Annotated in this window: 12 protein-coding genes; 6 read left to right on the top strand and 6 right to left on the bottom strand. The window is 54.9% G+C overall.

Going from position 1 to position 13,278, the window contains the following annotated elements; translation table 11 throughout:
• The first annotated feature begins 44 nt into the window (after window positions 1–44).
• The 5 genes from PAECUDRAFT_RS06260 to PAECUDRAFT_RS06240 all read left to right on the top strand — a co-directional run bounded on the left by PAECUDRAFT_RS06260 (window position 45) and on the right by PAECUDRAFT_RS06240 (window position 5,877).
• Window positions 45–449 carry an ATP-binding protein gene (locus PAECUDRAFT_RS06260; RefSeq protein ID WP_006037282.1) on the top strand — a complete coding sequence of 135 codons (405 nt, stop codon included), beginning with the start codon at window positions 45–47 and terminating at the stop codon, window positions 447–449.
• A 2-nt stretch (window positions 450–451) separates the two neighbouring features.
• Complete coding sequence (locus PAECUDRAFT_RS06255) at window positions 452–1,825, top strand: ATP-binding protein (protein ID WP_006037281.1); 1,374 nt, start codon at window positions 452–454, stop codon at window positions 1,823–1,825.
• 69 nt (window positions 1,826–1,894) lie between these two features.
• Window positions 1,895–3,418, top strand: a complete 1,524-nt coding sequence (locus tag PAECUDRAFT_RS06250; RefSeq protein WP_006037280.1) for a leucyl aminopeptidase — start codon at window positions 1,895–1,897, stop codon at window positions 3,416–3,418.
• A 71-nt stretch (window positions 3,419–3,489) separates the two neighbouring features.
• The gene (locus tag PAECUDRAFT_RS06245) at window positions 3,490–4,821 is read left to right on the top strand and encodes an MFS transporter (protein WP_006037279.1); all 1,332 of its coding nucleotides are present in this window, start codon (window positions 3,490–3,492) and stop codon (window positions 4,819–4,821) included.
• Window positions 4,822–4,911: 90 nt separating this feature from the next.
• Window positions 4,912–5,877: an aldolase catalytic domain-containing protein gene (locus PAECUDRAFT_RS06240; RefSeq protein WP_006037278.1), complete on the top strand. Its 966-nt coding sequence runs from the start codon at window positions 4,912–4,914 to the stop codon at window positions 5,875–5,877.
• Between the two features lie 98 nt (window positions 5,878–5,975).
• On the opposite strand, the gene PAECUDRAFT_RS06235 is transcribed toward PAECUDRAFT_RS06240, so the two are convergent.
• On the bottom strand, window positions 5,976–6,290 hold the full coding sequence (locus tag PAECUDRAFT_RS06235) for a hypothetical protein (protein WP_040711776.1): 315 nt from the start codon (window positions 6,288–6,290) through the stop codon (window positions 5,976–5,978).
• A 121-nt stretch (window positions 6,291–6,411) separates the two neighbouring features.
• On the opposite strand from PAECUDRAFT_RS06235, the gene PAECUDRAFT_RS06230 reads away from it, so the two are divergent.
• Window positions 6,412–7,713 carry a VWA domain-containing protein gene (locus tag PAECUDRAFT_RS06230; RefSeq protein WP_006037276.1) on the top strand — a complete coding sequence of 434 codons (1,302 nt, stop codon included), beginning with the start codon at window positions 6,412–6,414 and terminating at the stop codon, window positions 7,711–7,713.
• Here PAECUDRAFT_RS06230 and PAECUDRAFT_RS06225 read toward each other — a convergent pair.
• From PAECUDRAFT_RS06225 to PAECUDRAFT_RS06205, 5 genes are read right to left on the bottom strand one after another with little or no spacing between them, the layout of a single operon-like run.
• A complete protein-coding gene (locus PAECUDRAFT_RS06225) occupies window positions 7,710–8,570 on the bottom strand; it encodes an ATP-binding cassette domain-containing protein (RefSeq protein WP_006037275.1) in 861 nt (286 codons plus the stop codon). The genes PAECUDRAFT_RS06230 and PAECUDRAFT_RS06225 overlap by 4 nt on opposite strands.
• 27 nt (window positions 8,571–8,597) lie before the next feature.
• On the bottom strand, window positions 8,598–9,407 hold the full coding sequence (locus tag PAECUDRAFT_RS06220) for a hypothetical protein (RefSeq protein WP_006037274.1): 810 nt from the start codon (window positions 9,405–9,407) through the stop codon (window positions 8,598–8,600).
• On the bottom strand, window positions 9,388–9,978 hold the full coding sequence (locus tag PAECUDRAFT_RS06215; RefSeq protein WP_006037273.1) for an RNA polymerase sigma factor: 591 nt from the start codon (window positions 9,976–9,978) through the stop codon (window positions 9,388–9,390). The genes PAECUDRAFT_RS06220 and PAECUDRAFT_RS06215 overlap by 20 nt, the downstream gene beginning before the upstream one ends.
• Window positions 9,975–12,239: a V-type ATP synthase subunit I domain-containing protein gene (locus tag PAECUDRAFT_RS06210; protein WP_006037272.1), complete on the bottom strand. Its 2,265-nt coding sequence runs from the start codon at window positions 12,237–12,239 to the stop codon at window positions 9,975–9,977. Before PAECUDRAFT_RS06210 ends, PAECUDRAFT_RS06215 begins: the two co-directional genes overlap by 4 nt.
• A complete protein-coding gene (locus PAECUDRAFT_RS06205; protein ID WP_006037271.1) occupies window positions 12,236–13,099 on the bottom strand; it encodes an ATP-binding cassette domain-containing protein in 864 nt (287 codons plus the stop codon). Before PAECUDRAFT_RS06205 ends, PAECUDRAFT_RS06210 begins: the two co-directional genes overlap by 4 nt.
• Window positions 13,100–13,278: the final 179 nt, after the last annotated feature.

The following is a 13,278-nucleotide window of genomic DNA, read 5'->3' as shown; positions in this document are numbered from 1 at the left end:
GGAATGGCTCGAAATGGCGAGGAGAGCGGAGGCGAAATGTAGGGATGGACATGTTCCTTATTAAGACGCCGTCTGATGCAATAAGCGTTCGTCAACGGGGACGAGACATTGCTCGAAAGGTCGGCTTCGGGGCCGTAGATCAGACGCGTATCGCTTTTACTATATCAGAGATGGCTTTGCAGCTCGCGGATTCACCGGCACAAGGCCATATGGTCATTAAGGCAATTACCCGCAACAAACAGGAGCTGGGCATTGAGGTCCGGCTCTTCGATCATGCAACTGACGCCAATAGATGGAATCCGGAATGGATGAATAAGTGGGTTGACGATCTTGAAGTAAAGCATGACGATACGAGAGGAACGGTTATTACGTTTCGCAGATGGTTGCCGCCGTCCTACGGTTATGAAAGACAGGCTGGTCCGTCCGTTCTTGCTGCTGGGGAGGAGTAATTATGCAGGCTATTCGAAAGCGTTATTTACCTGCGCTTGCCGAATATATTCGCAGCGGGAGTGAAGCTTCTCTATTTCAAGCAACCGAGCTTGGTAAGATGCTTGGCAATGTTCATCCCGAGGAGATTATTGCGGTACACGACGAATGTATGCAGACACTTGTCCTTAATGTAGAGTCAGAGGAAGGCATTCGGCTCTATAATCGCTCGTTTATGTTTTTGATCGAGCTGATGGTGGCCTATCGTTTCAGGAATGACACCGAGAAAACAACCGAGCAGAAGTTTACTGAAATGAGGGAAATGTTATTCAAATCGCATCGCTCCTCAGAGCGTGTGAAGAACAAGTACGAGAACGTGCTGCAGCATATGGATTCAGGCATCGCCTTGTTTGATGCCAATGGCACGCTAACCTTCGTCAATCTGATGCTGGCGCGCATGCTGGATATACCAAGAAAGACGCTGGTGGGCTGTACAATTCGCGGCCTCATGCTGCATCCCAAATTGAAGCGAAGCACGCGCAGGATGATTGTTCGTCTATACAAGGAAGCGATTTTACGTCGAAATCGGTATTTTGAGTTTCAGGATAATGCCGGCAGACATTTTCTTGTGACGGTTACATATGGGGACCAGCTTGAAGGCGATATTTTGATCAGCATTAAAGATGTATCGGAATACAAGCAGATTGAGCAAACGGCCTATCAGAACGATAAGCTAGCGATGCTGGGCAAAATTGCAGCGGCGATCGCACATGAAATTCGGAATCCGTTGACGTCCATTCGCGGATTCATCCAGCTGCTCAGGCCGCATCTGCTGCAGCTAGGCAAAGACGAATACGCCCGCATTATCGTCGCAGAGATCGATCGCGCGAACGATATCATTTATGAATTCCTCAACTCCTCCAAGCCAACCGCACCCATGAAACAGGAAGTATCAATTAACGCGCTCTTGAAGGAAGTTATCCTGCTGACCGAGAGCGAGGCGCTCATGCGCGGCTGCTTGATTCAGCTGGAAGCGTATGAAGAGACGCTGCTTGTGTCGATTGACGTGAAGCAGGTGAAGCAGGTTATTTTGAATATCATGAAAAATTCGCTGGATGCGATCGAGGAAATAAACGGGTCGCGTAACGGGCGAATTGACGTCATCGTACAGCGATCGCCAGAGGGTGTCGAAATTACGCTGCGCGATAACGGGAAAGGCATGGACAGATCGACGCTCTCGCGGTTGTTCGATCCATTCTTCACGACGAAGGAAGCGGGCACCGGACTTGGGCTGTCTGTCAGCTATCGCATTATACGAAATCACGGCGGAACGATTCGTGTCGACAGCGTGCCGGATGAAGGAACATCGTTTATGATCAATTTGCCATTGATCTCGTAAAGCTTTAGAATCGGGATAGTATTCCCCGATTCTTTTTTTTATAGGGCGACCACGAAAGGATGAAGAACAATGAGCTTTACTTTTACATACGGTGCGGATTCGGCGAACGCGAATCAAGCGGATGTTGTCATTAAGCTGATTAGCGGCGAGGAGCTGAAGCAGCCTGCAGGAGACAAGGTTTGGGTGCAAGCCAGTATCGACGATGAGGTGCGTAAGCGGCATGCTCGCGGCTTGTTTAAAGGCGCCCGCGGCCAGAGGGAAACGATCGCTACACTCGGGCTGCATGCGAGCGATTATGTGATCTTCGTAGGTTATGAGGGGCAAGCGACGGCAGACGGCTTGCGCGAGGCTGCGGCTGGTGCAGCGAAGACGGTTCGAAAGCTGCGGGCGAAGACGGTTCACGTGCTGCTGCCTAAGCATGTCATCGACGGTACGGCAGATTGTCATCCGGAGCGGGCAGCGCAGTCGCTGTCAGAGGGCTTTGTGCTGGGCTGGTATGAACGGCCGAAACGGAAGCGGGAGCATGAGCAGGCTGCGGATTCGATCGATATTCGATTCGTGCCAGAGGAAGGCATCGAGCAGGACGATGCTGCGGCTGCACGCTGGTCCTATGGCATCAAGCGCGGCCAGTTGTTCGCGGACGGCGTTATTTTTGCCCGCGATTTGACGAACATGCCGGGCAATGAGCTCATTCCGGAAGGGCTCGCGGAATATGCGGAGGAAATTGCGCATCGGTATGGCTTCGATGTCGAAATCATTGATGAGTTTACGGCGATTGATCAAGGGATGGGCGGTCTGATTGGCGTCGGCAAAGGCAGCGTTCACCCGCCTCGCATGATTGTGCTTCATTATCAAGGAGCAGAGGACAGCAGCGACGTATGGGGAATTGTGGGCAAAGGCATTACGTTCGATACGGGCGGGATTTCCTTGAAGCGTGCCGAGGGCATGGAGGATATGATCGGCGATATGGGCGGCGCAGCGGCAATTTTAGGCGCGATGCGGATCATTGGCGAGCTGAAGCCGCGCGTGAACGTGGTTGCCGTTATTGCGGCTGCTGAGAATATGCCGTCTGACCGCTCCATGAAGCCGGGCGACGTGCTGGTCACGATGAGCGGACTGACGGTTGAGGTCGTCAACACGGATGCAGAGGGACGTCTGGTGCTTGCAGATGCCATGACAACGGCGATTCGCCGCGGCGCAACGCATCTGATCGACGTCGCAACCTTAACCGGAGCAGTCGAGGTTGCGCTGGGCAACGTCGCGACCGGCGCTGTGACGAACAACGAGCTGCTGCTGCAGGAGGTCATTCGCGCAGGCCGTTCGTCGGGCGAGCGGATCTGGCCATTCCCTTCTTATCCGGAATATCGCAAGCAGATCGAGAGCGATGCGGCGGATTTGAAAAACAGCGGCGGCCGTTATGGCGGCACGATAACGGGCGGCCTGTTCATCGGCGCATTCGTCGAGGAGCGCCCGTGGGTGCATTTGGACATCGCTGGCACCTCTTGGCTCAAAGCAGCTCGCGGCTGGGAATCCAAAGGCGCGACAGGCGTCATGGTTCGGACGTTGGCCGAGCTGCTCGCTACCCGCCAATAGTGGCATGAATCGGAGGGATTGTCTGCAGCGTGTAGGCTGCGGATAGTCCCTTTGTTATGATGGAGGTTCGAATGAAAGGGAAATATAGTGTATTAGCCAGTATAGTGATGGCCATGCTGGTGGCTTCGATGGACAGCACGATCGTCAACACGACGATGCCCGTTATTGCGGAGGAGCTTGGCGGGATCGAGCTTTATGCATGGACGTTCGCGAGCTACATGATTTTATCGACGGTTCTGGCTCCTGTAGCGGGACGGCTGTCTGACTTGTTCGGACGCAAAAAAGTGTTTGCGGCAGGCATCGTCTTGTTCCTGCTTGGTTCTATGCTGTGCGGCAGCGCGGATACGATGCTGCTGCTCGTCGTATTCCGTGCGGTTCAGGGAATAGGCGCGGGGATCATGAATCCGTTTCCGATCATTATCGCAGGCGATTTGTTTCCTGTAGAGAAGCGGGGATCGATCCAGGCGATGTTCACCGCGATGTGGGGGCTATCGGCGGTCATAGCGCCGCTGCTTGGCTCTGTATTCGTCGAATACTCTAGCTGGCGATGGGTATTTTATGTGAATTTGCCGATTTGCTTATTATCGCTGCTGCTGCTGCTGCCTTATCAAGAGCAATACGAGCCCAAGCGTGCGAAGATCGATTATGGCGGGGCAATCATTTTTACTGCTGCGATAGGTTTACTGCTGCTGCCAACCGTCGTGGCGTCCGGCTGGTGGCTGTACTTAGGCGGAGGGCTGATCCTGCTCGTCCTGTTCTACATGTATGAGAAGCGGCAGGCCTCGCCACTTATTCCATTCTCCTTGTTCCGCAACAAGCAGGTAGCATGGATGAACCTGAACTCCTTGTTGACCTACGGGGCATTGTTCGGCGCCTCAAGCTACTTGCCGATGTTTTTGCAGCATCAAGGCTATTCGCTCTTCCTGAGCGGCGTAGCGATGCTGGGCATGTCATTTGGTTGGATGATTTGCAGCGTCCCCGCGGGCAAGTGGATTGGGCGCTTCGGCTACCGTAAGCTAATTCTGGCGGGCAATGCCATTCTCGTCGGATCAGGCGTGTGGTTTTTGCTGCTATCTGACGCGACGGGCTTCTGGTTTGTTTTTCTCGGCTCCATTCTGTTCGGTTTAGCCTTCGGCATGCTGTCCACGGTTTCCGTGATCGGATCACAGCAGCTTGTAGGGTCGACGGAAAAAGGAATTTCGGCCTCGCTGCAAATGTTTTCGCGCAATATCGGGACAGCAGTCGGCGTAACGATTATGGGATCGATGCTCTCGGGCGCAACGGACATCCTTGTCGGCTACCGTCATATGTTTATTTATGGGCTTGCCTTTAGCGTGCTTGCCCTGTTATTCACGATCTTCGTTAGCGGCCGAATTGCAAAATCTGTCATTACAGAAGTCTAAACGAGTCGATTTATGCTTTGCGTTCCGCACTTATTTCAAGTATGATGATAAAAAAAGAACTCATGTTCAACGATAAGGAGTAACAATCGTATGACTTCTAAAACTAGCCACTGCAAAATCGTCGACTGCACGATCCGTGACGGCGGACTCGTTAATAACTGGGACTTCAGCATTGAGTTCGTTCAGCACTTGTACAATAGCCTGAATGAAGCTGGCGTTGACTACATGGAGATTGGTTACAAAAACTCGCCTAAACTGCTCAAGGGCGCCGAAAGCGCTGGCCCTTGGCGTTTCCTGAATGATGATTTCCTTCGGAAGGTCATTCCGAACAAAGGCCATACGAAGCTGTCCGCGCTTGTTGATATCGGCCGCGTAGACGAGAACGATATTTTGCCGCGCAGCGAGAGCCTGCTCGATCTGATTCGCGTTGCTTGCTACATTCAAGACGTGGACAAAGCGCTTGAGCTTGTTAAAGTGTTCCATGACCGCGGCTATGAGACGACGCTGAACATCATGGCGCTCTCCAACGTTATGGAGAACCAGCTGATCGAAGCGTTCGAGCTGATCCGCGAGAGCGTAGTTGACGTTGTTTACATCGTTGACTCGTACGGCAGCTTGAAGCCTAACGACATGGCATACCTCGTTGACAAGTTTAAGGAGCATCTGCCAAACAAACGTCTGGGCTCGCATACGCACAACAATTTGCAGCTTGCATTCGCGAACACGATTATTGCAGCGGAGAAAGGCGTAGAGCTGCTCGACGCTTCCGTTTACGGCATGGGCCGTGCAGCAGGCAACTGCAACACGGAGCTTCTCGTCGCGCACCTGCCTAACGCGAAGTACAACGTACGTCCTGTGCTCGACATGATCGAGAAATACATGCTGCCGCTTCGCGAGAAAGAAGAGTGGGGCTACATCATGGAGTACATGGTAACGGGCATGCTGGACGAGCATCCGCGTTCGGCTATGGCACAACGCGACAGCAGCGACAATCGTGATAAAGTAGTCGACTTCTATGATCGACTGACGACACCAGAAATCGCACACAGCAAATAAAGCATATCGCAATACAAAGAAGGACACCTCCTGCCTCACGACCGAGCTTTCTCGGTGGAAGGGCGGAGGTGTCCTTTTCGGTTTGATCGTGGAATGGCCTAGCCTTGCAGCGCAATAAGCTCGTCGTCACCGCGAAGCACGCAGGCTTGCTTCAGGACATTCGCATGGAAATAAGCTTTCCCTTGGAACGAGCGGCCATCGGCAGCAACAGCCGTTACCGACACCAGGATGTGCTCGGAGCTGTAATAGTGATCAAGCAAGGAAGCAGGTCCGGCTCCCGTTACGTCGATATACCACAGCTTGGAGCCATACTCCGTGACGAGCACAAGCTCAGCTTTCGTTAAGGCAAGCTCTATTGTCTCTGCCGCGTTAGGATCAGCGAGCGTTATTTGTTGAATTTCAATCGTTTCCATCCGACTTCGCATGCCCCTCTCCGTTGTTTATTCGATTGTATAAGCCCATTCCTATTTTTGCAACATATGCGATTGGCGATGCGTCTAACGGATGTAGACCAAATATAGGGGGTTGTCTTAAATGATGGAAAGGATCAAACGAAGATGGTTGTTCGTTTTGCTGATGGCGTTCGTCTTGCTGATGCAGGCTTGCTCCTCTTCGGCGCCGGACGACAAGTCAGATAACAGCACATCATCTGAGGCGACGACAACGGAGCCAGCCAAGGCTTCTACAGAGCAAAAAGCTGCTGACCGTGGCGAGGCGGTTCCGGATTCAGGGGAATCGGCTGCTGACCGGAGCGAGGAGCCAACGTCTTCCGGCGCATCGACGAGCGGACAGCAGGGCAACCTGCCGGATGCCGGGACGCTAACGGCAGGCGAATGGGATGATAATGCCAAATGGAGCACATGGAATAAGCTGATGGCTTCCAATGAAGGGCGAGAAAATCGCCCCTATTGGCAGTTTTATGATTTTCGCAGGCTGGAAGTGAAGGTGAAGGCGGGCGGCAGCCCGGTCGCGGATGCAGCCGTTGTGCTGACCAGCAAGGATGGGCAGCAGGCGTGGGCCGCACGGACGAATGCAGCTGGCGTCGCGTATGTGTTCCCGACCCTTTTCGTTGAGCAGGGCGGAGACCGCAAATATACCTTGAGCGTCACCGCTGGTCAGCAAAAGAAGCAGTTCGAGAACGTAGAGCTCAAGCAAGGGCGTTCGATGGAGGTAAGCTTCGACGATGCGATGAGGCCTTCCTCGCTCGTAGATTTGATGCTCGTGGTCGATACGACCGGATCGATGTCGGATGAACTGCGTTATTTGGAAGCGGAGCTGAAGGATGTTGTGACGCGTGTTTCCGAGCAAAATAACGGGCAGCTTGATATTCGCGTCAGCTCGAACTTTTATCGGGATGAGCATGATGATTACGTTGTGCGGCCATTCCCATTCACGCGGGATGTCGATAAAGCGGTCGATCAGATCGCGGATCAAGAGGCATTCGGCGGCGGCGATTTCCCTGAGGCGGTGGAATTGGCGCTCAGCAACGCCATTGAGGAGCACGAGTGGAGCAAGGAAGCGCTCGCGCGGCTGATGTTTGTCGTCCTGGATGCGCCTCCGCATCATGAGCCACAGATTATGAAGAAGCTGCAAAAGCTGACAGCGAAAGCGGCTGAGCAGGGCATTCGCATTATTCCGATCGCATCGAGCGGCGTCGATATTGCAACGGAGCATTTGATGCGTTATATAGCGGTTTCGACGGGCGGGACGTATGTGTTCCTGACAGACCATAGCGGGGTAGGCGGCGATCATTTGAAGCCGGCTGTAGGGGAATACGAGGTGCGTGCGCTGAACGATTTGATGGTAGACGTCATCACCCGCTATTGCCGTTCCTAGGAAGAACGGCGGCGGATGAAATAGGCATCCTCCAGCGTTGGCAGCTGCTCTTCAAAGCAGGCTGAAGGCGGCTTGGCAGCCATCACCCGAACGACAAAGCCGTCGTCAGAGGAAGGCTTAACGTCGATGATGCTGGAGGGGGTCAGCTCGCGGTAGGCTGCTGCATCCGCAGCGCCTTCCCATACGCGAAGGGGGAGGCTGGCTACCCAATCAGCCGCAGAGCTGTCGAACCTTGTCCGCCCCTCATCCATCCATACGATACGCTGGGCCCAGCCTTCCCATTCGTTCAGCTCGTGCGTAGAGACGATGACGACGCGGTCTCGCGCATAAGCGGCGAGATAGCGGATGAACCGGAGCCGTTCGATTGCATCCATCGCATTGAGCGGCTCATCGAGCATCATATAGGAAGGGTTGCCAATCCACGCTTGCGCAAGAGCGATCCGTTGACGGATGCCGTGCGCAAGCGTTTTGATTTTGCGGGAGCGGTAAGGCTCCAGTTGGAAAGCATCGAGCACGCGCCCAGCTTCGACCGAGCCGCTGAACCCTTTGAGCTGCTCCATGTAGCGGAGCAGCTTGGCTACTGTCAGCTGCTCGTACAGCTCAACGCCAGTAGGCACGAAGCCGATCTGGGAGCGAATTTCCGGAAGATGGCGGGAAGTGGTCCAGCCATCATAGCTGATCGTTCCGCTGAGCGGCAGCTCCGCCGTTGCGAGCAGCTGGAGAAGCGAGGTCTTGCCTGCGCCATTGCGCCCGACCAGTAGCGTAATGCCCGGGCGGAACGTCAGCCGCGGAATGCTTAGGCGAAACGGCGTTTTGCCATTTCTCTGCCATTCGATCTGATGCAGTTCGAGCAGCATAGGGCTGCGCCTCCTTTTGCATAAAAATTATTTGATCTCGCGGATGCCAAGGCTGCGTCGATACGCCATGGCGAGCAGCGCGAGGCCTGCAGCCATCGCAATGAGCTGGAGCTTATCCTCCCAGATGCGATACAGCTCGAAGTCGGCGAAACCGAGGCCGTAGTTCCAAATAAACCAGAGCACAAGCCCCCAAGCGAGCGCAGGCTTTAATCCTTTGCGCAGCATGACATTGGCGACCACGCCGCTGATCAACAGGTAGAGGGACAGCCAGCCTGTAAGAAAGGCTAGCGAGTTAAACCGATGGTCTGTCCACTCCATGTAGAGGGTAGCGGCGAGACCGAGAATGACATTCAGCAAGGTGACGATCAGCGAACGGGTAAGCAGCAGCAAGGCTGGCGGGTAAGGCGAGATGCTTTCGATCATTCGCATTTCGCGGTTCCAAGTCCGGAAGCTGTACAGCATCCCTCCGAGCAGCGCAGCGGGCATAAGGATCGTAAACCATCCTACAGCGCGGTCGGCAGCTGCCAAGCCAAGCCGATCGACCATGAACAGGAGCATGACGAACAAAGCGGCGCTCGCAGCCCAATAAGCGCGGGAATACGCGATGATCTGGCTTCTCATTAGCCGGCCAAGGGAAACGGTTTGTTTGCGGGATGAAACGGCTGGCTGTTCGACTTCGGGTTGCGAGATATGCATGACGTCATTAAACGCAGGTTGCAGCGAAAGCAGCAGGCGAGCAGTGTCGGATGACGTCACTGGCTTCACCGTGTAAGGTGCCAGCGCATCATTCATATCGCGTTCAAGCTGTTTTAGTTCATCATCGTTTGGCATGCTCATGCTGTTTTCCTCCCCTCGATGTATGGGTTTCTTCTTTGTCTGGCTTTAGCCGGTCCTTCAGCTTGCGGAGCCCCTTGTACAAATGCGTTTTGACCGAGCCGAGCGGCAGTTGGAGCGCCTCCGCAATGTCTTGCAGCTTCAGGTCTTGGAAAAAACGAAGCATGACGACCTGCTTCTGCACATCTGGGAGCTCGTCGAGCGAGCGAATGATTTCTTGTCTTGTCTCTTGCCGTTCGGCGAGCTCGACAACGGAAGTTTGCATGTCCCGCTGTTCCGGCATCTCGGCCATCAGGCGATTATCGGTATGGTACTGTGCGCTCTTCCAATAGTCGCGGCATAGATTAAGAGCAACTCGGTATAGCCAAGCCTGCGCATTATCGGGAATGGAGCGCTCCTTGAGCTGTCTTAAGAAGCGCAAAAAGGTTTCCTGCACGAAGTCTTCCGCCTTCTGGGCATCTCGCAGCTGGCGCTGCAAGTAACCGGACAGCGGCGCATGATGCCGTTGGACGAAAGCTTCGAAGCAGGCTTGTTCGCCTCGCGCCATCCCTTGAACTAACTCGTCGTCCGTCATCGGTTCATCTCCTCGTTCCAAGCCATGTTCCAGTCCTCCATCGTTAATGTTAGGTTGTCGCTCGGAATTTTCAATCCACGTGACCATAATTGGCTCAGCACTTGCTTCACCTGTTCGGCTCGGCCGGCTTCAAGCGCATGGTCGATTTGTGTTTTAATTAAGAGCCAATGCCGAGAATCAGACAGCAGGCTGATCGGCCGTGCATGCGGCTGTTCGGCATCATGCATATAGCGAATCGCATTTCGCAGGTCGTAGACAATCGAGCTTTGCTGCGATTCCGCTGCATCGAGAAGCGTCCAATCGGTTGCATTCGTATCCAGATCGCCAAATAAAAGTACATTGGCAGCAAGCCGCAAATCCGATCCATACATGCCGGTTACGGAGCCGGAGAGCAGGAGCGTATCGTTTTTCAGCATATCGCTCATGCCTTCGCCTACGGGCATTGCGGTGAAAATGGGCGCAGTCCATAGCTGCCGCACGGGCTGAAGATTCGGTAGCCAGCCAGCATAATAACGCTCGAGCTGCTCGAGCTCGGACAGCAGCAATTCGCTGCGTTTGGCATCGCCGCTCGTGGTTACAATCGCAGTAGCCTCGCTGCCGTGTTGAATCGCCTTGAAGCGCCCGGCGATGATATCGACCGATTGCGCACGCGAGCCTTTGAACCGCTGCACGTTGGCGGAGGAAGCTGATGTGCCAGAGGCTTCCGTATGGACAGGAGACAGCTTGGGCAGGGTCGCAAATAGCGGCTCGTTAAAGCCTTTCATCGTGACGTCGAAGTCCGTGAAGAGATTCGCGGTCACATCGGTCCGATTGACGTAATTTCCCGGCCCTCCGCGCGCCTTGCTGCCTTGATAAAATAAGCTGTCCCCTCCCGGCAGCGGATACCAGCCAACAGTTCCCGGCAAATAGACCGAGCTGTCGTGGATGAAGCTCCAGTAGCCCTCCGAATTGTTCGTTCTAGCCCAATCCATAAGCTTTCCTTCATAGCGAAAGGCAATCTTCCCAGCGGCTGCATTCGCAGCTGACGGCGGAATGGTTACGAATACGCGCTCGCCGCTGCGATCCCAATCCGCGGGATGTCCGTCCCACGCAATCGATTGGATTTGCATAGCGGGATGGAGCAGGAAGGCCAGTCGATGCGGTTGAATCGAAGCCACCTTTGCTACATCTGATGATGCGGGTAAGGGTTCTCCGTTGTGAAGCGGGACGGTAACCGTCACGTTCCCCCGCAAGCCATCTGCTGGCAGCCGCTCTGCAATGATCGAGACGGACGATAGCTGGAATTGATAGGGCTCATGCGGCGTTATCGCCACATACGACGGAGCGGAGCTTCGAATAAGGTCGACGCGCTCCAGCCGTTCCATCCAGAAATAAGCGTATGGGAGCGCCGCGACGATCGAGAGCAGCAATGCAGCGGCAGCTGCTGGAGCTGGATGGCGGTTGTGCATGCTCGGGCGTATACGGCGGACGGCTGAAGTAGCGAGTGTAAGCAAAAACAATCCGAAAGCCGCTACGAACAGCGCAAGCAGGGCATATTCCCGCCCATACAAGGCAGGCGTCCAGCCGTCATTGCCGAAGGTGGAGCTATCGGTTAGGAGATGCGAGAGCATGAATGCTTTCAGCATATACCAATTGGTTTCGGGCAATGCATAGATTTGCAGGAAGAATGCGCCGAATACCCAGCCCAGAAAGGCGACAGGCAGCGCGAAGCGGGACGGCATTAAAGCGCCAATGGCCATTCCGAGCGCCAGCGTAATGCTATAGGTCATGCCGTAGTGCAGCAGTAGCCACCCGAGCTCATAGGCTATAGCATCGCCTGGTAGCCCGAAGCGGGCAGCGGCTATTGCGTCTCCGGCAAAGATGAAGCCGATAAATAGGCACATATATAGGATGCCGGCCGTAAACTTGGCGGCAACAAGCAGCGCATTAGGCAGCGGCGAACCGAATGACCAGTCGAAGTTGCCGCTGAGCAGGTCGCGACGCATAAGCAGCACCCCGAGCAGAGCAGGCAAGACGGCTGTCAAGGACTGGACGACAGCATGCTCTTCGGCAGCATTGGCATAGAAGCTGGGCGGAATGTCGGCGCCGGCAGGGATCGTGAGCGACATGAACACCCAGATGCCTGCCCCTATTGGCAGAAGCATCGGCCAGCGCAAGCGGAAGAGCAGCTTGCATTCCAGCAGAACATGAAGCAAAGCCGAGCGCAAATGAAGGAGCAGGACGCGGGCTAAGCTGTAGGAGCGAAGGCTGCCGGTACTCATTGCCGCAGCTTACTTGAGCTGATTAAAGCCAAGTAGCCTTCCTCCATAGAGGGCTCTGTTTCGGAGGCATACGGATGAGGCATCGTCATCGATAATGCCCGGCATTCGAGCCCTTCGAAGGTGCGTCTGGCTGCGACGATGCCGCTGGCGGGCTGCCGCCGCCATTCCGATTCCGAAGTTTCCCAGCGCCAAACCTGCCCTTTGGCGTGAGCGGCAAGCTCCTCCTTGCCGCCGCTGTACAGCAGCCTGCCCTCGCAGAGCACATGAATATCTCGGCAAATGCCTACATCGCTCAGGACATGCGTCGAGAGAATGACGGCTTTCGTCTGCGACAGCTCGGCTAACACGCTGCGCAGCCGCACCCGTTCCTCCGGGTCGAGCCCGGCGGTCGGCTCGTCGACGATCAGTACATCGGGATCGCAAGCGATCGCTTGTGCGATTCCGAGCCGTTTGATCATGCCGGACGAGCAGCTGCGCACTGCCCAGCTCATCTGTTCGGCGAGGCCGACCGCCGATAGGGCGGCCTCTGCGGCAGCAGCGGCTTCTCGCGCGGCAGCGCCGCGCATCATAACCGAATGCTTAACGATTTCGAGGCCGGTAAGCTGACCGTGCATGCGAAACGTTTGGGGAACGAACCCGATATGCTGCCGTGAACGAAAGGGGTGCCTGACGGACAAGCCATGAAGCTCGGCGTCGCCTGTAGTTGGCGCTAGCAAGCCTGCCAGCATGCGGAGCAGCGTAGATTTGCCGGCGCCATTGGGTCCTAACAGCCCATGCATGCCAGGCCCGAAGGAAACGGAAATCGGGTGAAGCGCCCAGCCGGATCTATATCGTTTGCCAAGTCGATTGGCGGTTAGCATGTAATCCCTCCTGCTTCATTCAACGAGAGGCTCAAGCAAAAAGATTCGTGAAGAAGCTTCTTGAGAAACCGAATAGTGGGAAACGCGTCTAGACAGAACGTTTCATTTGAGCCAAACTTCATTATAGCAGAGGAAAACAGGATGTTGAATCGTCGGGAAAGACGTAGAAAAGAGGAGCT

This window comes from Paenibacillus curdlanolyticus YK9 (assembly GCF_000179615.1).
Taxonomy (GTDB): domain Bacteria; phylum Bacillota; class Bacilli; order Paenibacillales; family Paenibacillaceae; genus Paenibacillus_T; species Paenibacillus_T curdlanolyticus.
Note: the sequence above shows the minus strand (reverse complement) of the source record. Positions and strands in the feature narration are given on the sequence as shown.